Genomic DNA, 21,566 nt, shown 5'->3' on the forward strand with positions numbered 1-21,566 from the left:
CATGCCCCGACACCTGCGTGCGTTCTGCCTCGCCCTGCTCACCGTCCTCACCGTGCTGAGCACCACCACCGCCCTGCCCGCCGAGGCCGCCCCCCGCTTCCGGGTGCTGGTCTTCTCGAAGATCACCAACTTCTACCACGACTCGATCCCGGCCGGCGTCGCCGCGATCCAGCAACTCGGCACCACCCACAACTTCGAGGTCGTCGCCACCACCGACGCGGCCGCGTTCACCGACGCCAACCTCGCCACCTTCGACGCCCTGGTGTTCAACAACACCAACTCCACCCCGGCCTCGGGTGACCTGCTCAATGCCAGCCAGCGCGCGGCGTTGCAGACGTTCATCCGCAACGGTGGCGGTTGGGCCGGCCTGCACGCCGCCTCGGCGAGCGAACGCGACTGGCCGTGGTACGAGGGTCTGGTCGGCACGATCTTCGACTACCACCCCGACTTCTCGGCCACCGGCGGCACCTTTCCCGGCCGGGTCAAGGTGCTCGACCGGGCGCACCCCTCCACCCGCAACCTGCCGGAGCTCTGGGAGCAGAGCGAGGAGTGGTACAACTGGAAGACCAACCCGACCGGCAACGTGCACACTCTCGCGCAGATCAAGGTGCGCGACGGGATCCCCGGCATGGACGAGGGCGTCGACCACGCGTATTCCTGGTGTCAGCGCTACGACGGCGGCCGGTCCTGGTTCACCGCCGGCGGGCACGCCAGCTCCCGATTCTCCGAGCCGGCGTTCCTGGAGCACCTGCGCTACGGCATCGAGTGGGCCGCTGGGGCGGTCGCCGGTGACTGCTCAGCCACCAAGACCGGCAACTTCGAGCGGGTCGGGCTGGTCACCGACAACCTCGCCGACCCGTTCGAGCTGGCCGTCGCACCGGATCGCAAGGTCTACTACATCCAACGTACCGGCGCGTTGAAGGTCGTCAACCAGGACACCCTTCAGGTCACCACTCTGCTGGACTTCGCGTACACCCCGGCGATGACCGACCAGTCCGACGGGCTGCTCGGGATGACCCTGGACCGCAACTTCGCCAGCAACGGCTTCGTCTACCTGCTCTGGTCGGACAAGACGCTGAAACAGCTTAACCTGTCCCGGTTCACGGTGGCCAACAACAGCGTGGCGCTCTCCTCCGAGAAACGGCTGCTGGCCATCCCCACCTACCGCGGCGTGGGTCGGGCCAACTCGCACATGGGCGGCTCGCTGACCATGGACGCCGCCGGTCGGCTCTACGCCGCCATCGGCGACAACACCGACCCGTTCGCCTCCAGTGGGTACACGCCGATCGACGAGCAGGCCGGCCGGGCCGCCTGGGACGCCCAGGGCACCTCCGGCAACACCAACGACCTGCGCGGCAAGGTCCTACGGATCACCCCGCAGGCCGACGGGACGTACACCATCCCGAGCGGCAACCTGTTCCCGGCCGGCACCGCGAAGACCCGGCCGGAGATCTACGCGATGGGCATGCGCAACCCGTTCCGGATCACCGTCGACCCGCTGACCAATGCGCTGCTGGTCGGTGACTACGGCCCGGATGCCCGCGCCGCCGACGCCAACCGGGGTCCGGAGGGGACGGTCGAGTTCAACCGGATCACTGCCGCCGGCAACTACGGCTGGCCGTACTGCGTGGGCAACAACATCCCGTTCAACGACTACAACTTCGCGACCAGCACCTCCGGTGCGAAGTTCAACTGCGCGGCGCCGGTCAACAGCTCCCCCAACAACACGGGCCTGACCACCCTGCCGGCGGCGAAGTCGGCACTGGTCTGGTACGCGTACTCCGCGTCCACCCAGTTCCCCGAGGTGGGCACCGGCGGTGGCGGACCGATGAGCGGCCCGGTGTACGACTACGACCCGGCCAACGCCCGCACCACCAAGTTCCCGGAGTACTTCGAGGGCAAGTGGATCACCTACGAGTTCACCCGCAAGTGGTTCAAGACCCTCTCCATCCACAAGACGGCGCAGACCTTCACCAACCCGCGCTTCGGCCCCACCGCCGTGGGCGACCTCCAATCCATCAACGGAATCTTCGGCAACATGAGCTGGATCCAGCCCTTCGAGGCAGAGTTCGGCCCCGACGGCTCGCTCTACGTCATCGACTTCGGTGAGGGCACCGGCAGCGGACGCGGCGGCAGCAACGCCGGCGCCGGCATCTACCGCATCGACTACGTGGCCACCGGCCGACCGCCGACCGCGAAGATCACCGCCATTCCGGACAGCGGACGCCCGCCGCTGTCGGTGGCGTTCTCCTCGGCCGGGTCGACCACCGGTGACGGCTCGGCACTCAGCTACGCCTGGGACTTCACCAACGACGGCAGCACCGACTCCACCGCGGCCAACCCCGGCCACACCTACTCGACGGCCGGGAAATTCACCGCCCGGCTCACCGTACGCAACAGCGGTAACGGCCTGACCGCCACCGCGGTCACCGACGTGGTGGTCGGCAACACCCGACCCACGGTGACCATCAATGTGCCCGACGGCGGGTTCTTCGACTTCGGCGACAAGATCCCGTACACGGTGACGGTCACCGATCCGGAGGACGGCACCATCGACTGCGCGAAGGTGACCGTGCAGACCCAACTCGGCCACGACTCGCACGCCCACCCACTGGACGTGTACACCGGCTGCTCGGGGCTGCTGGCCACCGAGGCGGACGCCGGTGACGGCCACGGGCCGGGGCAGAACCTGTACACGCTCATCACCGCGCAGTACACCGACGGTGGCGCGGCCGGCGGCGTACCGGCCCTGACCGGCTCGACCCGGGTGCAGCTGCAGCCCAAGAGCAAGGAGGCCGAGCACTTCAGCGGCCAGTCCGGCCTCACGGTGAACGACCGGGCCACCGCACGCGCCGGCAAGCGGCTCGGCGACGTCGACCACAACGACTGGGCGGCGTACGGGCCGGTGGACCTTCGCAACGTCGGCTCGGTGACGCTCGGGGTGACCAACGGCGGGCTCGGCGGCGACATCGAGCTGCGCACCGGCTCACCCACCGGCACCCTGATCGGCAAGGCCACCATCGGGTCGACCGGCGGTTGGGACAACCTGGTCTCGCCCACCGTCACGTTGACCAACAAACCCGCCGGCACCACCACCCTGTACGCGAAGTTCGTCAACGCAGCGCAGGTCGGCGGCACCCCGGACCTGCTCTCGTTGGACTGGCTGCGGTTCAACGGGGCCGGCGTCAAGCAGGAACCCGGCGGGTCGATCTCCCTGGCGGCAAGTCCGGCCAGCGGCACCGCGCCGCTGACCACCACCCTGACCGCCACCGCGACCGCCGGCTCCGGGCAGACCATCACCGACTACGCGTGGGACTTCGGTGACAACAGCGCCATCACGCATGGGGCGACGCTGCGCTCGACAGCGCACAGCTACCCCCGCAAGGGGATCTTCACCGCCCGGGTGACGGTCACCTACAGCAGCGGGGAGACCCGTTCGGCCAACCTGACCATCACGGTCAACTGATCGTCGGCCGGTGGCGGGTGGGGAGAACCCCGCCCGCCACCGCCGGCATCCCGGGCGTCAGAGTCGCACAAGACGAGAAACATGGCGTACGCGGTGCCAGCGCCGCCGTGCGAGCATGCCTACTGGAGTCGCTGGGCGGGACTTGAGCTCGTACCGAGAATCATGTGCCGATCCCCGCCGGTGACGCTCGCCGCGGGGCGTAGGTCAGCGCGGTCGCGCGCATTGTCGTAGACGACATCACACGTCAAATGCGGCGTGTACTTCGCCTTGTAGCTGATCTCCGAGCGCTCCCAGGCATCCCAGAGGTCGCGATCGTAGATGCCGCTTTGCACGTCTCGTTGCTTGGCTCTCTCCCGAGCAACTGCCATCGGCGCGTCGACCCAGATCCGAAGGTCGTAAAATTGCCATAGCTCAGCGTGATACGCGGACACACCCTCCACGATGAGATACCGGACGTTCGGGACCGGCACCCATCGGCCTGGGCCGCCATCGGCACCGATCAGCGTCTGATAGCCCCGCAGTCCACCACGCAGAGCCGGCTGGAGCACTCGACGGGCAAGTTCTCCACGATTGAAGTCACTCTTGTCCTCGTCGCTGACCAGGCCTTCGATCAGAAACTCATCCAGGTGCACGAGATGGGCCTCGCCCAGCATCTCGCCGAGCCGCTCTGCGAAGACGCTCTTGCCCACGCCCCCGAACCCCTCGACCCCGATAAGTTTCGGCCTCGCCTCTCGCGCGCCCTCGATGGCCAAGTCCACGATCTGCGCCATGGTGAACCGCGACACCGGAGACGCTCGGTGGCGATCCCGGTCCCCCGCAGGCTCCTCAGCCGCCATTTCGTCACTGCCCCTCGTACCGCCGACCTTCCGATTTTCAGTCGGACGCTCAGGGCCTTAATGGCGTCAGGCGTGCGGGATGCCTCCGACATTATGGATGCTACGCGGATCCTGCACCCGCGACGCGGGCAGCGCGCCGTACGACCTGCGAATCCATAGGATGCACGGATGCTTGAGGCATGGGGTGTAAGCCTGACGATCGAGGTTGCCCGGCAGGTCCGGCAGTGGCGTGTGGAGGAAGAGTATTCCTATCGCGGTGTCGCCACACTTGCCGACGAGACCTGGGGCACCGACTCGGGCGGCAACCAACTGTTCGGCATCGGTCTCTGTGCCGAGAGCGCGGCGCTGCTCGGTGAGAACCCGAACGCGGAGCCCTGGAACTGATCCCGTTCGACCTCAGTGACCCCGCCAGCGGGGATGGGCCCCCGCGAGGGCCAGCGCACGTTGACGCCGGCGGCCAGCCCGGCCAGCGGCACCACGCCGCTGACCACCACCCTGACCGCCACCGCGACGGCCGGGTCGGGGCGGACCATCACCGACTGCGCGCGGGACTTCGGCGACAACAGCGCCGTCTCACTCGGACAGGTAGGTCGGTACGGGTATCTCCAAGTGCGTCAGAAGGGCACCCACCTCATGGTCAAGATCCACGCCCACGTCGTGGATCGCGTCCAGTCCGAACGAACCGAGTGCACGACTGGGCTGCTCGATGATGAACCGTGCGCCACCGTCGTGGCCGTCGCTGATGACGGTCCGCAGCGGCGCGTACAGCATGACGGCCGCGTCGTGACGGAACATCCGCTCGGCGATGGTGTGGTTCCCCATCAGGTATTCGACACAGTGCGGGGGGTCGCCCGCGAGCTTCATCATCGGCTGCAGGTCGCCGCTGCTCCAGTAGATAAGAAAGTTGTGGGGCGCTCGTTCTCGCATCAGTGCGAGCACGTCGCCCCTCGGGGCGCCGCGAGCCACCAGCGCGTTGAACGCGGTGGCGTCGTAGGGCGGCACGGCCTGCTCGTACTGCCGCCGGAAGTCCTCGAACGAGCGATCGACGCTGATGTCCAGGCACCGCGCCTGGTAGCTGCGGTCGACGCGACCCGGTTCCATCGTGCGCACACCTCCCCATCGAACGATCGGTATCGTCAAATTGGCAGCATTAGTCCGGGATGTGAGTTTAGGTAAAATCACTGGTGATCCTCTCGTCGACGAGGAGATGTGTGTGAACGGGGCAGAAGCACTGCTGCGGACGCTGGTCGACGGCGGGGTAGAGGTGCTCTTCACCAACCCCGGCACCACCGAGCTGCACCTGGTCGGCGCATTGGAGTCGGTTCCGGAGATGCGCGGTGTGCTCGCCCTCTTCGAGGGTGTGGTCACCGGAGCCGCCGATGGCTACGCCCGTATCGCGGGAAAGCCGGCCGCGACCCTGCTGCACCTCGGGCCGGGGCTCGCGTACGGCCTGAGCAACCTGCACAACAGCCGGCGCGCCAATTCACCAGTGGTGAGCATCGTCGGGGACCACGCGACGTTCCACACCGCCTTCGACCCACCGTTGAACTCGGACATCGCTGCCCTGGCGGGATGGCTTCGCGGCCCGGTCCGCCGCCCCGAGGACGCGGCCGGCGCCGGGCCCGACGCCGCCGCCACCCTCGCCGCCGCTCTGGAAGCTCCGGGGCAGATCGCCACGGTGATCATGCCGGCGGACGTGTCCTGGTCCGACGGGGGCGCGGCCGCTGCGCCCGTGCCGCCACGGCCGGCATCGACCGTCAGCCAGAAGGTGGTCACGCAGATCGCGGATGTCCTTCGCGGCGGCGATACGACCGCACTGGTCATCGGGGGCACCGCGCTCCGAGAAGCCGGCCTGACGGCCGCCAGTCGCATCGCCACGGCGACCGGTGCGCGGGTGCTGCAGGAGCTCTACTCCAACCGGGTGGAGCGTGGAGCGGGCCTACCCGCGTTCCCCCGGCTCGGTTTCTACCCGGAGCAGGTGCTCGAACAACTGAACGGTGTGGATCGCCTCATCGTCGCGGGCACCAAGGCGCCGATTTCCTTCTTTGCCTACCCCGATCAACCGAGTCTCCTGGTGCCCCAGGGCGCGCAGACGCACATCTTGGCCGAGGTCGGCCAGGACGCCGTCGCCGCGCTCGTCCAACTCGCCGACCTGGTGGCGCCGGGCACGACCGCCGAGGTCACCGGGCCACAACGTCCGGCGCTGCCCACGGGCGCACTCAGCCTGCAGAACTGGGCTGACGTCGTCGCGGCACTGCTGCCCGAACGGGCCATCATCATCGACGAGTCCGTCAGCTCCGGCACCGCACTGGCAGCCGCCACCGCTGGCTCACCGCGGCACGACGTGCTCATGCAGACCGGTGGTGCGATGGGTGACGGCCTGCCCCTGGCCGTCGGTGCCGCCGTCGCCGCACCCGACCGGCCGGTGGTCGCGCTGGTGGCCGACGGCTGCGTCATGTACACCGCCTCGGCACTGTGGACTCAGGTACGCGAGCAGTTGAACATCACGAACGTGATTCTCAACAACCACGCGTACGCGATCCTGCGCCAAGAGTGGAGCCATTTCAGCAATAGGCCCGGCCTCGCCAGTCCCGACACCAACCCATTGTTCGATCTGACCAACCCGCAGATCGACTTCGTGGGGCTGGCGAACGCGTTCGGTATGCCTGCCAGCCGGGCGACCACCGCCGAACAACTCGCGGACCAGTTCTCGCAGGCACTGGCTCAACCAGGCCCGCACCTCATCGATGCCACCGTGCCACCCGCCGCATAGCAAGCTCCGACGGCAGTTGGTCCGGATTGGTCGTTTCGGTTGGCCGATCACCGGGAACTGCTTCGGCAGAGACGAGGGGTGATGATGAGCCACTACACACCGCTGCCAACTGCCCGAACGCGAAGGATGCGCGCCCTGATCCTGCCGCTGCTCGGCGCGGTCGCGCTGACCACTGCCTGCACCACTGCTGCCGACCCAACCGACTCGCCCTCGTCGACCGCGCCGACGACGTCCACGTCGGCCGCACCGAGCCCGCTCGATCCACCGTCTCCGACGGCGAGCACCCGGACGACCATCCCGACGTCGGCCTTCGTCGAGTTGCCGACCGAGCTGCGGAAATCCCCTCGGCGGGCGACGGATGTCGCCGAGGCGCTACCCAAGCTGTGTGGCAACGAGTTCGGCACTGGAGGCCGACAGGTCACTGCGAGCGCCGCGATGACCCTCACCTACCAGAAGGCCGGCGACCCGGTCAGCAATACGCCGCAGGGCCTGATCCATCAGACCATCTTCGCGTTCGAGGGCGATGGCGCCGCCGACTACCTGCGACGCCTCCGCAGCGCTGTGGAGGCGTGCCCCACGTACAAACAGGCGGAGAATCCCGTGACGGTCAAGAGCCAAGCTCTGCCCGGCGTCGGGGACGAAGCGCTGCTGCTGAATCGAACGTGGGCCGAGACGAACCTGAACGGCGAACGCACCGGCTACAAGGCGTCCAGCCAGATCGCCGTGGCACGGGTCGGCAAGGCCGTGACCGTGTTCGACGATCAGGGCTGGGAGGGCACCAGCGGCAACCCCGCCATCCTGGATCGGGTCGTGCGGGACGGCGCAAAGATCATCGACGCCTGGCAGCGGTAGCCCTGGCAAGGTCGCACATCCGATCGCCGTCACACAACGGAGGGCTTCCCTTACGAGGGAGCCCTCCGTTGTGATATCCAAATGCTCTCTGTATCTAGATATCCTGGCGAAGTGGACCGTGGGCCCTGGCGGGACCGAACAAGATCGCAGAGAGCTTGGGCGTTTCGCGGCAACGGTTCCAGCAAATCGCCCGGCATTTCACCTTCCCCAAGGCATATCAACAACTAGTATTTTGGCAGGAAATCCATTCTTACCCGTACGGATCTCACCATGCTCATACGTAGTCACACTCAGGGTTCGGTCTCGACGTCATGTCGATGATGTCGTTGAGCCTGTCCCGGGCGATGATCAGCTCGGCGATCTGCGTGTTGATCCGGTCTCGCTCCGAGGCCAGCCGTTCGCGCGACTCCGGCGTGCTGACCTTGGCGTCCACGCACGGCAAGAGCTCCGCGATCGTCTTGCTGGACAGTCCCGCGCTGTACAACTGCTGAATCAGCCGCACCCGGTTGACGGCCGCGTTCCCATAGAGCCGCTGCCCGCTCTCAGACCGCGTCGAGGCCAGCAAGCCTTGCTCCTCGTAGTACCGCAGCGCGCGAACACTGACCCGCGTTTGGGTCGCCAGGTCCCCGATCCGCACAGTGACCCACCTCGCAATACTTGCCTCTGACGTCAACGTGAGGTTTTAGCATAGCGGTATGCAGATCAACGGCACGAAAGCCCTCGTGACAGGCGCCAACCGTGGGCTCGGCAAGGCCTTTGCCGAGGCCCTCCTCGCCCGCGGCGCGACCACCGTCTACGCCACCGCCCGCCGCCCCGACCTCATCAACATCCCCGGCGTCGTCCCCCTCCAGTTGGACATCACCGACCCGGCATCCGTCGATGCCGCGGCAGCCGAGGTGGGCGACCTTGATGTCCTCATCAACAATGCTGGAATCTCCACAAACGCGCCCCTGCTCGGGCCCTCCATGGAGAACATCCGCCGCGAGTTCGACACCAACTTCTGGGGCACCCTCAACGTCACCCGCGCCTTCGCCCCCAGACTTGCCGGGGGCGCCATCCTCAACGTCATCTCAGCGCTGAGCTGGTACACCTTCGCCCCCGCCAGCAACGGCTACGCCGCCTCCAAGGCCGCGGAATGGTCTCTCACCAACGGCATCCGACTCGAGCTGGCCGACCAGGGAACCCAGGTCACCGCCCTGGCCCTGGCCATAGCCGACACCGACATGATGGCCGCCTACGACATCCCCAAACTCCCACCCCACGAGGTGGTCGCCATGGCCCTGGACGGCTTGGAAGCGGGCAAGATCGAGGTAATCGCCGACAGTCCCACGGCCAATGTCAAGGCCTCGCTCTCCCGCGATCCCGCCCTCTTCTACGCCGACATCCCCACCGCCCTCTTTGGCTGACACCAAACACGGGAGTGCGGTAGACGCTCGCGGCGTGACCCATTGTCTACCGGGGACAGGCAATGGGTCACGAGGCCCTGAGCCGGCGCTGGCGGTGGTCGCCCGAGGGACTTCGCGAGCGGAAATCAGGAGCGGCAGGCGACCTGTGGCAGGTGGCGGGCAAGTTCGGTACGCAGGACGCCCATCGCGGGCCAAAGCAGTCCGACTGGGCGCGAGGTGACCTGGAGGACGGCGAACGGGCCAGGACGGCGGACCGGTGACGTCGACCGATGACCAGTTCCTGCGGTCCACCAACCCGCACCACCGGCAAGCGTCAGCACCGACGCCGCCAGACCAGGGTGAGTAGCCCGGCGAGGGCCAGCCCGAGCAGCGGGGCGACGCCCACGCCGGCGAGCGTGCAGGCCACCGCGAGCAGCGCCGGCGGCACCCAGGACCAGACCGGCACGGTACGCGGGGGACGCCCGCGCCGCCGGGCTGCCGCCTCCACGGCCATTGGTACCACCAGCACCGGCAGCGCGGCGGCCAGCAGGGTCAGCCAGGGCAGTACGAGGCGATCAAAGCGCGCCACCGCCAGCAGCCCGCCGAGCACCGCGACGGCCAGCATCGCCGTCCACGCCGGCACCCGGGTGGTCAGCCCGCGCAGCGCCAGCGCCCCGGAGTAGGTGGTGGTGAGCGCCGCGGCGAAGACCGCCACGGCGACGAAGAGATTGGCGTACGCCGCCAGCCCCGACCCGGTCGCGAGCAGCGCCACCACGTCCGCCGAGCCGGTCCGCAGCCACAGACCGGCACCGGCGAGCACCCCGAGCAGCGCCGGCCCGATCAGCAGCGCCACACACCAGGCCAGGTCACGACGCCGGGCCAGGCCGACGCTGAAGTCCGGCGCGCGCAGCGCGAAGACCGCCGCGTACCCGATCAGCGCGGCGGCGTCGGCGAGCCCACCGCTGGCGAGACTTACCGGCGCGCCGGGCGGCGGCAGCGCGGTCAGGCACCAACCGACCAGCACCACCGCGCTGAGCGTGGTGACCACGGCGACCCGGTTGCCGTACCGGGCCGGCGCCCACGAGACGACGAGGACCGCCGCCTCCAGGAGGGCCGGACCGGCCCAGCCCGGCAGGTGCGTCAACGCGGCGAGGGAGGCGCCGCCGAGGCCGACGTTGAACCCGTTCCAGCCGATCATCGACACGGTCAGCACGGCCGCCAGCAGCAGCCGCGAGGGCCGCCCCAGGTACGCGGGCAGCACCGCGGTCAACGTACCGCCGTCACCGAGCGGCGGGCGTAGGCCGATCCGGCCCTGCCCCCAGAGCAGCGCGGCCATCAGCGTGCCGCCGACCAGCAGCCCGGCCACCGGCACCGCGCCGCCGTGCCGGGCCGCCATCGCCGCACCAAGGACCAGGGTGGCCGGTGCGGTTCCGATACCCAACCAGGCGCCGACCGCAGCCGGCCACCGCCGCTCAGACTGCTCAGACAACGTGGTGCAGGTAGCCGGCTATCGCCGCGTCCAGCACCTCGGCGCCGGGGCGCGCCCACACCTCGGCGGAGAAGACCTCCACCTCGATCGGGCCGAGGTAGCCGGCCGCGTCCACGGCCTCCCGCAGCCGGCGCAGCTCGATGCATCCGTCGCCGGGCAGCGCCCGGCCGAGCAGCACCCCCTCCGGCAGCGGGGTCACCCAGTCGCAGACCTGGAAGGCGGCGATCCGTGGGCCGGCCCGGTCGATCTGGGCGTACACCGTCTCGTCCCACCAGACGTGGTACGCGTCCACGACCACGCCGACCACCGACGGGTCGAACCGTTCGGCGATGGCCAGCGCCTGGCCGAGGGTGGCGATCACGCAGCGGTCGGCGGTGAACATCGGGTGCAGCGGCTCGATGGCCAGCCGCACCCCGGCGGCGGCCGCGTGCGGGGCCAGCTCGCCGATCGCGTCGGCGACCCGGTGCCGGGCGCCGTCGATGTCGCGGCTGCCCGCCGGCAGGCCGCCGGAGACCAGCACTAGCTCGGGTGCGCCCAGGGTGGCCGCCTCGTCGATGGCCTTCAGGTTCTCCGCTCGCCAGTCGTCGGCGGAGAAGAAGCCACCCCGGCAGAGCGAGGTGACGGTGAGCCCGGCATCGCGGACCAGCTTCGCCGAGCGGGCGAGACCGTACTCGGCCACCGGCTCCCGCCACAGCCCGATACCCGGTACGCCGGCCGCCACGCAGCCGGCCACCACGTCGGGCAGCGGCCAGTGCTGGGCGGTGGCCTGGTTGAACGAGAACCGCCGCAGCTCGTCGGTGCCGCCGCCCGTCGGCGCCGGGCCCGCGAACTCGGCGGTCATTGCGCCACCCCAGCTACCGCAAACAGGGCCCTCGCGCGGGCGGCGGCCAGCTCGGCGTCGGGCAGCAGCCCGGCGCTGTCGGCCAGGGTGAGCAGGGTGGCCAGGTGCGCCGGCGAGCGCCCGGACTGCGCGCCGCCGACCATCGTGAAATGGTCCTGGTGCCCGGCCAGCCAGGCCAGGAACACGATCCCCGTCTTGTAGTGCCAGGTCGGCGCCGCGAACAGGTGCCGGGCCAGCGGCACGGTCGGGGCGAAGATCTCGGCGTACGCCGGCAGGTCCCCCCGGTCGAGGGCGGCGAGCGCGGCGGCGGCGGCCGGCGCGATGGCCGCGAAGACGCCCAGCAGCGCGTCGGAGTGCCCCACCTCGTCGCCTCGGATCAGCTCCGGGTAGTGGAAGTCGTCGCCGGTGTAGAGCCGTACCCCGGCCGGCAGTCGACGGCGTAGCGCGATCTCACGCCCGGCGTCGAGCAGCGACACCTTGATGCCGTCCACCTTCGACTGGTGTGCCTTGATCAGCTCGACGACCGTGTCGGCGGCCAGGTCCAGATCGGTGGCGCCCCAGTAGCCGGTCAACGCCGGGTCGAACATCGACCCCAGCCAGTGCAGCACGACCGGCTCCTCGGCGACGGTCAGCAGTTCGTCGTACACCCGTAGGTAGTCCTCCGGGCCACGGGCCGCGGCGGCCAGGTGCCGGCTGCACATCAGCACCGGGCGGGCGCCGGCCGCGCGTACGTCGTCGAGCTGGTCCCGGTAGGCCGCGGTCACCGCGGCCAGGGTGGCCGGGCCTGCCGGGAGCTGGTCGGTGCCGACCCCGGCGACGATCCGGCCGCCCACCGCGCGGGCCTCGACGGCGCTGCGTCGGATCAGCTCCCGCGTCGCCGGGTAGTCCAGACCCATCCCCCGCTGGGCGGTGTCCATCGCCTCGGCGACCCCGAGCCCGTACGACCAGAGGTGCCGGCGGAAGGCCAACGTGGTGTCCCAGTCCACCGCTGCCGGGGCGCCCGGCACGTTCTCCGCGCCGGGGTCGGCCACCACATGCGCGGCCGCGTACGCGATCCGGCCGGTCGCCGGCGCGGCCGGACGGGCGAACCCGCTCCCCCCGGCCAGCCGATGCCGTCGCCCACCCGGCAGGATCACCTCGGTGCTGGTCACGAGTTCAGCTCCGGCACCTCGAGGCGGACGCCCTCGCGGGCCGCGCGCAGCCCCAACTCGGCGAGCTGCACGCCACGTGCGCCGGCCAGGAAGTCCCAGCGGAACGGTTCACCGGCGACCACGTGCCGCAGGAACGCCTCCCACTGCACCTTGAAGCCGTTGTCGAACTCCTCGTTGTCGGGCACCTCGGTCCACTGGGCCCGGAAGTCCTCGGTCACCGGCAGGTCCGGGTTCCACACCGGCTTCGGGGTGACCGCCCGGTGCTGCACCCGGCAGCGGCGCAGCCCGGCCACCGCGCTGCCTTCGGTGCCGTCGACCTGGAACTCCACCAACTCGTCGCGGAACACCCGCACGGCCCAGGACGAGTTGAGCTGGGCGACCACCCCGCCGTCGAGCTCGAAGATGCCGTACGCGGCGTCGTCGGCGGTCGCCGGGTAGGCGCGGCCGTCCTCGTCGACCCGCTCGGGGATGTGGGTGGCGATCACGCAGGAGACCGCGGCGACCCGGCCGAACAGCTCCTCCAGCACGTAGTGCCAGTGCGGGAACATGTCGACCACGATGCCGCCGCCGTCCTCGGCCCGGTAGTTCCAGGACGGGCGCTGCGCCGGCTGCCAGTCGCCCTCGAAGACCCAGTACCCGAACTCGCCGCGCACCGAGAGGATCCGGCCGAAGAAGCCGCCGTCGATGAGCCGCTTGAGCTTGCGCAGACCGGGCAGGAAGAGCTTGTCCTGCACCACACCGGTGCGTACGCCGGCAGCGTCGGCCGCCCGCGCCAGGTCGAGCGCGCCGGCGGTGTCCTCCGCGAGGGGCTTCTCGGTGTAGATGTGCTTGCCGGCCTCGATGGCCTGCCGGATCGCCTTCTCCCGCTGCTGGGTGACCTGCGCGTCGAAGTAGATCTCGACGTCGTCGCGGGCCAGCGCCGAGGTCAGGTCGGTGGTCCACTCGGTCAGCCCGTGCCGCTCGGCGATCTCCCGGAGCTTCGTCTCGTTGCGCCCGACCAGGACCGGTTCCGGCCAGATGGTCGTGCCGTCGGCCAACGCCACGCCGCCGGCCTCCCGGATGGCCAGCAGCGAGCGGACGAGGTGCTGCCGGTAGCCCATCCTCCCGGTCACGCCGTTGACGATGATGCCGATCGACCTGCGGGTCATGGTGTTCCTTCCGTCGTACTGGTCGTGCCGATCCGCTCAGTGGTTGGCGGCTGCGCTGCCGAGCAACCCGCGCAGGTCGGTGGCGAGCCGGTCGAAGCGGGGATCCGACATCACCTGCGCGTAGTCGCGGTGCGCCGGTAGCTCGACCGGGAAGGTGCGGATGATCCGGCCGGGGCGTGGGCTCATCACCACGACCCGGGTGCCGAGGAAGACCGCCTCGGCGATGGAGTGGGTGACCAGCACGACCGTGGTACCGGTCTCCCGCCAGATCCGGTGCAGCTCGGCGTTCATCTGCTCCCGGGTCAGGGCGTCCAGGGCGCCGAACGGCTCGTCCATGAGCAGCACCGGCGGGGAGTGCAACAGCGCGCGGCAGAGCGCCACCCGCTGCTGCATGCCGCCGGACAGCTCGTGTGGCAACGCCTTCTCGAAGCCGGTCAGGCCGGTCATCTCGATCAGCTCGTCGGCCCGGCGAGCCGCCTTCGCCCGGTCCATGCCGCGCATCTCGGCTTGCAGCAGGATGTTGGCCCGCGCCCCGCGCCACTCGAGCAGCGCGGCCTTCTGGAAGACGAAGCCGATCTCCTTCTGCGGGCCGCGTACCGGCCGGTCCAGCAGCGACACCTCGCCGCTGGTGGGCTTGACCAGCCCGGCGACGATCTTCAGCAGGGTGGACTTGCCGCAACCGGAAGGACCCACGATGGTGACGAACTCCCCCGGCTGGATGTCGAGCGAGACGTCGTCCAGCGCGGTGGTCTGCGTACGCCGGGTGGTGAACCGGACCGTCAACCCGGACATCCCGATGGCGGTGCCGGTCTGCGCCGGCGCGGCGGTCACCGGGTCACCCCTGGGCCGCGTACGAGGCGTCCCAGTACGCGTCGGGCTTGCCCGCGTCCTTCAGCTCCGCGTACTGGGACATCAGGTCGATGGTCTCGGTCCACTGGGCCTCGGTGTTCACCCCGGGCACGGCATCGGTGCCGAGCAGCGGCAGGGCGAGGGTGAGCTGCTTGGTGAGCACCTCGGCCGGCGGCTCGTTCTCGGCCAACGCGGTCATCGCGCTCACCGCGCCGGCGGTGTCCTTGGCCGACTCTGCCCAGGACTTCTGGGTGGCCCGGACGAACTTGCGGGCCAGCTCCGGGTCCTTCTGCAGGGCCTGGGTGTTGGCGATCAGCCCGGTGCCGAGGAGGTTCATGCCGTAGTCGGCGAAGAGCAGCACGTCGACCTTCTTGCCGGTCTTGCTCTCGATGGTCGGCGCCTGGTCGTGGAAGAAGCCCATGATGGCGTCGACCTTGCCCTCGGCCAGCGCGGCGATCTTGCCGGCCGCGTCCACGTTGACCACCTTGACGTCGCTCTTCTTCAGGCCGTTCTTCTCCAGCCAGGCCGGGAAGGTCGCGTAGAGGGCGTCGCCCGGTGTGCCGCCGACGGTCTTGCCCTTCAGGTCGGCCGGGGTCTTGATGTTCTCCTCGGTGAAGAACTCCACCGAGGACGGGCCCTTCTCCAGGTACGCGCCGAGGCTGCGGACCGGCATGCCGCTGGCCACCGACTTGAGCAGCACCGGGCTGTCCGCCCAGCCGAAGTCGGTCTGCTTCTGGGCCACCTGCTTGACGGTGTTGCCCGAGCCGTTGCCCGGCAGGATCTTGAGGTCGATGCCCTCGGCGGAGTAGAAGCCCTTCTGGAGCCCGTAGTAGAACGGCGCGTGCTCGCCGTAGGGCACCCAGTTGAGCGTGAGGGTGACCTCCTTGTTGCCGCCGGCGCCGGTGGCGCCATCGGAGTCGTCCCCGCCGCAACCGGTGGCGGCGAACAGCAGGGCGACGGTGGCCAGGATGGTGGTGGCGGTGCGTTTCATCGGTGCCTCCGTGATGGGGTCGGTCAGGAGGTGGTGAGCGACACGCCGGCGCGGCGGCTAGCGTGCCAGGGGATGAGCAGCGCCTCGGCGATCTCGACGAGGACGAACAGGACGATGCCGATGGCGGACATCAGGATCAGGTCGGCGAACAGCAGCGGGGCGTCGAGGTTGCCGTTGGCCAGCAACAGGACGTAGCCGAGCCCTTCGCTGGCGCCGACGAACTCACCGACCACGGCGCCGACCACCGCGAGGGTGACGGCCACCTTGAGGCCGGCCATCAGGTGGGGCAGCGCGTTCGGGAAGCGGATCTTGCGGAAGGTGCGCCACGGCCCGGCGCCCATCGTGGCGGAGAGGTCGAGCAGCTCCGGGTCGGTGGAGCGCAGCCCGGCCACGCCGGAGATGACCACCGGGAAGAACGCGATGAGCACCGCCAGGATGATCTTCGGGGTGAGGCCGAGGCCGAACCACACCACCAGCAGCGGAGCGATGGCGATCTTCGGGATGACCTGCGCGAACAGGACGATCGGGTAGAGCGCCTTGTCCAGGGTGCGCGAGTAGGCGATGGCGACCGCGGTGGCCAGCCCCAGCGCGGCGGCCAGCACGAAGCCGAGGACCGTCTCGTAGAGGGTGACCAGCGTGTGCCGGGCCAACTCGGACCACTGGTCGGTCATCGTTGCCCAGACCTGGCCAGGGGTGGGGACCAGGTAGTTCGGCACGTACTCCCGGGCGGCCACGAACCACCAGGCGATGAAGAACGCCGCCAGCACCAGCGCCGGACGCCAGAGCGAGTCGGCGAGGGCCAACGCCCGCCGCCCCAGCGTCGGGCGGGGTGGGCGGCCGGGAGGCGGCCGACCCGCCAGGGTGTACGCGTCCGCGCCGTCGCCGGGCGTGGTCGCGCGCGAGGCCGAACCGCCAGGGGCATCCTCGGTTGCCCCAGCGGCGGGTGCGACGCCCGGCGCCTCGGTGGCGGACTGCCGGCCGGCCGTGTCCAGAATGTTCTCGGTCACGCGGAACCTCCTCGAAACCCGGCACGGCACCCACCAACCAAACCGGCCGAGTGAGTCAGGCAAACGCTTTCCTGGAGCCTAGGCGGCCCCTCCCACGGCCGGCAAGGCCTTTCCTCGATCTGTTTCGCACGCTCCAGCCTCGACCTGCGACGGTGCTGTCGAGATCGACGCGGTCTCCCTGAAACCGGGCCATCCCTGCCTTGTGGACACCCCGATCTGCGGGAAACCGAGTCGATCAGCGCGCGCCGACCGGGACGGTCAGGCGTTCGCCGGATAGGTGTCGAGCAGCCCGCACATGCCCAGTCGGCCCCGCTCGACCGGCTCGTCCACCGCGTACACCCGGGCCTCGGCCAGATGCCCGGGATCCCCTCGCTCGAGGGCGTCGAGCTGCTCGCCGGTGGTGGCGGCGGCCCGGCCCGCGCCGGCCGCCCACCGCTCCCGCCAGCGCGCCAGCAGCGGCCGGCGCAGCGCGAGCGCGGCGGCGTGGAACGCGGCCAACTCCGCCGGACCGCCGGCCCGCAGCGCCTGGAAGCCGGTCACCGCCAGATCCCTTCGGCGGTACGCGGCCGTCACGTCCGCGCCCGGCGCTCCCCCGTCGGGCAGCGCCGCCGCGGCGGCGTACGCGGCCGGGTCGGCCAGGACCTCGGGCGGAAACGTCAGCACCGCGTCACCGGCCTCGGGCAAGCCGCTGTTCTGCATCAGCACCACAATGGTCAGTCCACCGCCGTTGACCAGGCGGTGCACGGTGCCCGGTTCGAACCAGACCACCGCGCCCGGCCGCAGCGGCGTCTCCCGGTAGCCGCCGGCGGTAAGGGTCTGCACCGCGCCCTCGCCGCCGGTCACCGCGTACCCCTCGGTGCAGCAGAGGTGCACGTGCGGGGTGCCACCGACCACGCCGTCCGGTGCGGTGGTGTCGTAGACCCGCAGCCGGGAGACCCCGATCCCGCCGGGCAGTGGCGCCGGCCGCTCAGGCATCGAAGTACTCGTCGGTGTCGTCCGCCGCCGGCAACGACACCAGCAGCACGGTGAGGTCGCCGATGGCCCGGTGCCGGCAGCCCGGCTTGATGAGGAACGCGGACATCGGCCGGGCCGGGTGGCGGACGCCGTCCAGCTCGACCTCGCCCTCACCGGCCAGCACGATGTAGTACTCGGTGGCGACGCGATGGTGGTGGGTGACCGCGTCCTGCACCTCGAGCAGGTGCACGCTGGCCTGGCCGTCGCTCTCGGCGATGAAGCCCCGGCGGGTGGTCCCACAGGAACACTGCCTGGTGGGAAGGTCGTCGAGCTGAAGCACCGCGTACCGATCGGACATGGCCGGGCCTCCCTGCGGGAAAGGGCTTTCTCTGCGGTACCGTGACGCTAGCCGGCACGGCGAAATGCCGTCAACAGACCGAGAGGGCGGGCCATGGCGACCCTGTCCGATGTGGCACGGCGCGCGGGTGTCTCGCCCGCCACCGCCTCCCGAGTGATCAACGGCAGCAGCAAGCCGGTCACCGACGAACTGCGCGAGCGGGTGCTCGCCGCGGTCGCCGAGCTGCAGTACGTGCCGAACGCGCACGCCCAACTGCTGGCCCGTTCGCACCGCAGCGCCGTCGGCGTGATCGTGCACGACGTCTCCGACCCGTACTTCGCCGAGATCACGCGCGGGCTGCAACGGGTCGCCACCGACCAGGGCCGACTGCTGATGATCTGCAACAGCTACCGGGACCCGGACCGCGAGTTGGAGTACGTGGAGCTGCTGCGCGGCCACCAGGTGGCGGCGCTGATCCTGGCCGGCTCGGGCTACCACGACGACGCGTTCACCCGGCAGCTCAACGAGAAGCTGACCGCGTACGAGGCGACCGGCGGACGGGTCGTGGTGATCGGCCGGCACGAGCACTCCGGCGACGCGGTGATGCCGGACAATCGCTCCGGCGGCTACCTCGCCGGGCGGGAGCTGTGCGAGCTGGGGCACCGGGCGATCGGCGTGGTGGCCGGTCCGCGCATCCTGACCACCACCACCGACCGGCTTGCCGGGCTGCGGCAGGCTCTCGCCGAGCACGGCCACGACCTACCGGAGCAGCGGATCCGGTACGCCGAGTTCGACCGTGACGGCGGTGCCGAGGCCACCGCGGCGCTGCTCGACGCGGATCCCGAGCTGACCGCGATCGTGGCGCTCAACGACTCGATGGCGATCGGCGCGCTCGCCACCCTGCGGGGCCGGTCGATGCCGGTGCCACAGCGTGTGTCCGTGGTGGGTTTCGACGACATGCCGATCGCCCGGGACGTGACCCCGGCACTGACCACCGTGCGGCTGCCGCTGGTCGACATGGGTGTCCGCGCGATGTCCCTGGTGCTCGGTGCGGAGGCCCCGGCACCCCGGGTCGACGTCCTCCCCGCCGAGCTGATCCGCCGGGACACCGCCGGCCCCGTCCCGCACCAGCAGCGGGAGACCGCCGCCTCGGTGCCCCACGCCCGGCGGGGTGACGCCACCGCGTGACCGGGGCCAGCCCGACCCAACGGGCCCTCACGACCGACGACGTGACCTACCTGCTTCGCGCGTCGTTCGGCTCGCGGACGGGGGTCCGCGACGCGGGTCCGCTGACCGGCGGTGGTTACGCCACGGTCTGGTGGGCGCTGCTCGAGGACGGCCGTCGGGTGGTGCTGAAGCTGGCGCCGCCGCCCGGGCTGCGGCTGCTGCGCTACGAGCGCGGGCTCTGCTCCGCCGAGGCGCGGTACTTCCGGCTGGTCGGCGAGCGGGCGCCGGCGGTGCCCGTACCGCCGGTGCTGCACCACGGCACCGACCCCGCGTACGGCGAATGGCTGGTCACCGGGTTGCTGCCCGGCCGCTCGCTGCGCGAGCTCGCCGAGTCGGGCGTGGCGGTCGACGACGGCCCGGCGCGGTACGACCTCGGAGTCGCCCTCGCCGCGCTGCACCGGATCACCGGTGACCGGTTCGGGTACGACGACGGCGACCGGGCCAGCGGGTCGACCTGGCGGGAGGCATTCACCGCGATGCTCGACGCGTTGCTCGCCGACGCCGCCGACTGGGGCGTCGCGCTGCCGGTCGCGCCGGACCGCTTGCGCACGTTGGTCGGGCGGCACGCGGACGTGCTCGACGAGGTACGCCGCCCGGCGCTGCTGCACTTCGACTGCTGGGACGGCAACGTGCTGACCGCGCCCGGCCCGGACGGCCGGTTGCGGCTGTGCGGTCTGGTGGACGGTGAACGGTTCCTGCACGGCGATCCCCTGCTGGACCTGGTCCCGCCGCTGCTCTACCGCCGCGTGGAGGACGACCCGGAGCACCCGCTGCTACGCGGCTACCGCGCCGCCACTGCGGAACCGTTGGTGCTGGACGCCGCGGCCCGCCGCCGGCTCGGCCTCTACCGACTGCATCTGTATCTGCTGATGACGGTGGAGATGCCCAGCCGTGGCATGACCGTGCACAGCCATCCGCAACGGCACGCTCGGCTGGCGACGCTGCTCGGCGCGGAGATCGCCGCGCTAAACCCGTTGTCCGGCCGGGGGCGCCATCCGTAGCCTGCCCCGGTGCGGATTCGGGAGTTCGAGGCAGCGGACTGGTCGCAGGTCGGGCCGATCGTCGAGCAGGTGATTCAGGCGCAGGACACCTTCACCTACGACCCGGCGATGACCGCCGACGTGTCGTACGCCATCTGGGTGGAGGCCCCGCCGGGGCGGACCGTCGTCGCGGTCGACGGCCAGCGGGTCCTCGGCACCGCGAAAATGGGCACCAACCGGCCCGGGCCGGGCGCCCACGTGTCGACCGCGAGCTTCATGGTGGCCGCCGACGCGCGGGGCCGGGGCGTGGGCACCGCGCTGTGCCGCGATGCCCTGGCCTGGGCGCGCCAGCAGGGGTACGCGGGGATGCAGTTCAACGCTGTCGCGGAGAGCAACCGGTCGGCGGTGCAGCTGTATCAGCGGGAGGGCTTCGAGGTGATCGGCACGGTGCCCGGCGCGTTTCGTCACCCCACGCTCGGTCGGGTCGGCCTGCACGTCATGTACCAGGAGCTCTGACCGATCACCGGCAGTGGAGGCCGATCGAGGTTCGGGCCCCGGGCGCGGCCGCCCCTTGAGCACGAGTTGGCCGCGGGGAGGAACCCCGCGGCCAACTCGGTGTGAACGGTGTTCAGCTCTGGCGCAGCGGAGCGAGCGCCTTGCTCCAGGCCACGACCTGGTCGAGCGTGACGTTGAGGGTGTCCCGCTGGTGGTCGCCCGGCTTGAAGACGCTGAAGTTCTCGAAGTCGGTGAAGAGCGACAGCGCGACCTGCGACCGCACGTCGGCCATCTGCAGCTCACCGGCGATCAGACGCAGGTGCTCCACGGCCCGCGTGCCGCCGACCGAGCCGTAGCTGACGAAGGCCACGGCCTTGTTGTTCCACTCGGAGTACAGGAAGTCGATGGCGTTCTTCAGGGCACCCGAGGTGGAGTGGTTGTACTCCGGGGTAACCATGACGAATCCGTCATACGACGCAATCGTCTCAGCCCAGCGCAGCGTGTGCGGCTGGCTGTACTGCCCCATCGAGGGCGGGTACGCCTCGTCGAGGTGCGGCAGCTTGTAGTCGAGCAGGTCGATCAGATCGAACTGCGCGTCGGAGCGCTGCTTAGCAACGTCGTGGACCCACCGGGCGACGGCCTCGCCGTTACGCCCCGGGCGGGTGCTCCCGAGGATGATCCCGATCTTGGTCATGGTGGCGCCTTTCAGAAGTCCGAGGTTCCTTGCCGGTCGACCGAACGCTAGCCACTGCTTGCTCGGTCAAGCAAATGATCCCGCTATGGTT

Annotated in this window: 21 protein-coding genes; 8 read left to right on the plus strand and 13 right to left on the minus strand. The window is 70.3% G+C overall.

Features of this window, described 5'->3' with window-relative positions; all coding sequences use genetic code 11:
• Position 1: 1 nt before the first annotated feature.
• The gene (locus V6V47_RS07225) at positions 2 to 3,466 is read left to right on the plus strand and encodes a ThuA domain-containing protein (protein ID WP_334627262.1); all 3,465 of its coding nucleotides are present in this window, start codon (positions 2 to 4) and stop codon (positions 3,464 to 3,466) included.
• 119 nt (positions 3,467 to 3,585) lie between these two features.
• On the opposite strand, the gene V6V47_RS07230 is transcribed toward V6V47_RS07225, so the two are convergent.
• Positions 3,586 to 4,236, minus strand: coding sequence for a uridine kinase family protein (locus tag V6V47_RS07230; RefSeq protein ID WP_334627263.1), 651 nt, complete (start codon positions 4,234 to 4,236; stop codon positions 3,586 to 3,588).
• A gap of 234 nt (positions 4,237 to 4,470) precedes the next feature.
• Here V6V47_RS07230 and V6V47_RS07235 point away from each other — a divergent pair, with 234 nt between their 5' ends.
• Positions 4,471 to 4,686: a hypothetical protein gene (locus tag V6V47_RS07235; protein ID WP_334627264.1), complete on the plus strand. Its 216-nt coding sequence runs from the start codon at positions 4,471 to 4,473 to the stop codon at positions 4,684 to 4,686.
• A 189-nt stretch (positions 4,687 to 4,875) separates the two neighbouring features.
• Here the strand turns inward: V6V47_RS07235 and V6V47_RS07240 are convergent, their stop codons facing one another.
• On the minus strand, positions 4,876 to 5,403 hold the full coding sequence (locus V6V47_RS07240; protein ID WP_334627265.1) for a hypothetical protein: 528 nt from the start codon (positions 5,401 to 5,403) through the stop codon (positions 4,876 to 4,878).
• A gap of 112 nt (positions 5,404 to 5,515) precedes the next feature.
• On the opposite strand from V6V47_RS07240, the gene V6V47_RS07245 reads away from it, so the two are divergent.
• Both V6V47_RS07245 and V6V47_RS07250 read left to right on the plus strand, forming a co-directional pair.
• Positions 5,516 to 7,075, plus strand: coding sequence for an acetolactate synthase large subunit (locus V6V47_RS07245; protein WP_334627266.1), 1,560 nt, complete (start codon positions 5,516 to 5,518; stop codon positions 7,073 to 7,075).
• A 126-nt stretch (positions 7,076 to 7,201) separates the two neighbouring features.
• Positions 7,202 to 7,927, plus strand: coding sequence for a hypothetical protein (locus V6V47_RS07250; protein WP_334627267.1), 726 nt, complete (start codon positions 7,202 to 7,204; stop codon positions 7,925 to 7,927).
• Positions 7,928 to 8,201: 274 nt separating this feature from the next.
• Here V6V47_RS07250 and V6V47_RS07255 read toward each other — a convergent pair whose 3' ends face one another.
• Positions 8,202 to 8,564, minus strand: coding sequence for a MerR family transcriptional regulator (locus V6V47_RS07255; RefSeq protein ID WP_334627269.1), 363 nt, complete (start codon positions 8,562 to 8,564; stop codon positions 8,202 to 8,204).
• Between the two features lie 58 nt (positions 8,565 to 8,622).
• Between V6V47_RS07255 and V6V47_RS07260 the strand changes: the two genes are divergently transcribed.
• Entirely contained in the window at positions 8,623 to 9,333 is a 711-nt protein-coding gene (locus tag V6V47_RS07260) for an SDR family oxidoreductase (RefSeq protein ID WP_334627270.1), read from the plus strand.
• Positions 9,334 to 9,646: 313 nt separating this feature from the next.
• Here the strand turns inward: V6V47_RS07260 and V6V47_RS07265 are convergent, their stop codons facing one another.
• The 9 genes from V6V47_RS07265 to V6V47_RS07305 all read right to left on the minus strand — a co-directional run bounded on the left by V6V47_RS07265 (position 9,647) and on the right by V6V47_RS07305 (position 18,100).
• Positions 9,647 to 10,801: a hypothetical protein gene (locus V6V47_RS07265; RefSeq protein WP_334627271.1), complete on the minus strand. Its 1,155-nt coding sequence runs from the start codon at positions 10,799 to 10,801 to the stop codon at positions 9,647 to 9,649.
• A complete protein-coding gene (locus tag V6V47_RS07270) occupies positions 10,794 to 11,642 on the minus strand; it encodes a sugar phosphate isomerase/epimerase family protein (RefSeq protein WP_334627272.1) in 849 nt (282 codons plus the stop codon). Before V6V47_RS07270 ends, V6V47_RS07265 begins: the two co-directional genes overlap by 8 nt.
• Positions 11,639 to 12,793 (minus strand): dihydrodipicolinate synthase family protein, encoded by a 1,155-nt coding sequence (locus V6V47_RS07275; protein WP_334627274.1) that lies wholly within the window; start codon positions 12,791 to 12,793, stop codon positions 11,639 to 11,641. Before V6V47_RS07275 ends, V6V47_RS07270 begins: the two co-directional genes overlap by 4 nt.
• Positions 12,790 to 13,941, minus strand: coding sequence for a Gfo/Idh/MocA family protein (locus V6V47_RS07280; protein WP_334627276.1), 1,152 nt, complete (start codon positions 13,939 to 13,941; stop codon positions 12,790 to 12,792). Before V6V47_RS07280 ends, V6V47_RS07275 begins: the two co-directional genes overlap by 4 nt.
• A 36-nt stretch (positions 13,942 to 13,977) precedes the next feature.
• Entirely contained in the window at positions 13,978 to 14,733 is a 756-nt protein-coding gene (locus V6V47_RS07285; RefSeq protein WP_442934202.1) for an ABC transporter ATP-binding protein, read from the minus strand.
• A 43-nt stretch (positions 14,734 to 14,776) separates the two neighbouring features.
• The gene (locus V6V47_RS07290) at positions 14,777 to 15,781 is read right to left on the minus strand and encodes an ABC transporter substrate-binding protein (protein ID WP_334627278.1); all 1,005 of its coding nucleotides are present in this window, start codon (positions 15,779 to 15,781) and stop codon (positions 14,777 to 14,779) included.
• Positions 15,782 to 15,804: 23 nt separating this feature from the next.
• Entirely contained in the window at positions 15,805 to 16,788 is a 984-nt protein-coding gene (locus tag V6V47_RS07295; RefSeq protein WP_334627279.1) for an ABC transporter permease, read from the minus strand.
• A 258-nt stretch (positions 16,789 to 17,046) separates the two neighbouring features.
• The gene (locus tag V6V47_RS07300; RefSeq protein ID WP_334627281.1) at positions 17,047 to 17,763 is read right to left on the minus strand and encodes a cupin domain-containing protein; all 717 of its coding nucleotides are present in this window, start codon (positions 17,761 to 17,763) and stop codon (positions 17,047 to 17,049) included.
• The gene (locus V6V47_RS07305; RefSeq protein ID WP_334627282.1) at positions 17,756 to 18,100 is read right to left on the minus strand and encodes a cupin domain-containing protein; all 345 of its coding nucleotides are present in this window, start codon (positions 18,098 to 18,100) and stop codon (positions 17,756 to 17,758) included. Before V6V47_RS07305 ends, V6V47_RS07300 begins: the two co-directional genes overlap by 8 nt.
• Positions 18,101 to 18,193: 93 nt before the next feature.
• Between V6V47_RS07305 and V6V47_RS07310 the strand changes: the two genes are divergently transcribed.
• The 3 genes from V6V47_RS07310 to V6V47_RS07320 are packed head-to-tail and all read left to right on the plus strand — an operon-like array spanning position 18,194 to position 20,802.
• Complete coding sequence (locus V6V47_RS07310; RefSeq protein ID WP_334627283.1) at positions 18,194 to 19,267, plus strand: LacI family DNA-binding transcriptional regulator; 1,074 nt, start codon at positions 18,194 to 18,196, stop codon at positions 19,265 to 19,267.
• Positions 19,264 to 20,307 (plus strand): phosphotransferase family protein, encoded by a 1,044-nt coding sequence (locus V6V47_RS07315; protein WP_334627284.1) that lies wholly within the window; start codon positions 19,264 to 19,266, stop codon positions 20,305 to 20,307. Before V6V47_RS07310 ends, V6V47_RS07315 begins: the two co-directional genes overlap by 4 nt.
• A 9-nt stretch (positions 20,308 to 20,316) precedes the next feature.
• Complete coding sequence (locus V6V47_RS07320; protein ID WP_334627285.1) at positions 20,317 to 20,802, plus strand: GNAT family N-acetyltransferase; 486 nt, start codon at positions 20,317 to 20,319, stop codon at positions 20,800 to 20,802.
• 112 nt (positions 20,803 to 20,914) lie between these two features.
• On the opposite strand, the gene V6V47_RS07325 is transcribed toward V6V47_RS07320, so the two are convergent.
• On the minus strand, positions 20,915 to 21,475 hold the full coding sequence (locus V6V47_RS07325) for an NADPH-dependent FMN reductase (protein WP_334627287.1): 561 nt from the start codon (positions 21,473 to 21,475) through the stop codon (positions 20,915 to 20,917).
• Between the last annotated feature and the right edge of the window lie 91 nt (positions 21,476 to 21,566).

Source organism: Micromonospora sp. CPCC 205539 (assembly GCF_036906815.1).
Lineage (GTDB): Bacteria > Actinomycetota > Actinomycetes > Mycobacteriales > Micromonosporaceae > Micromonospora.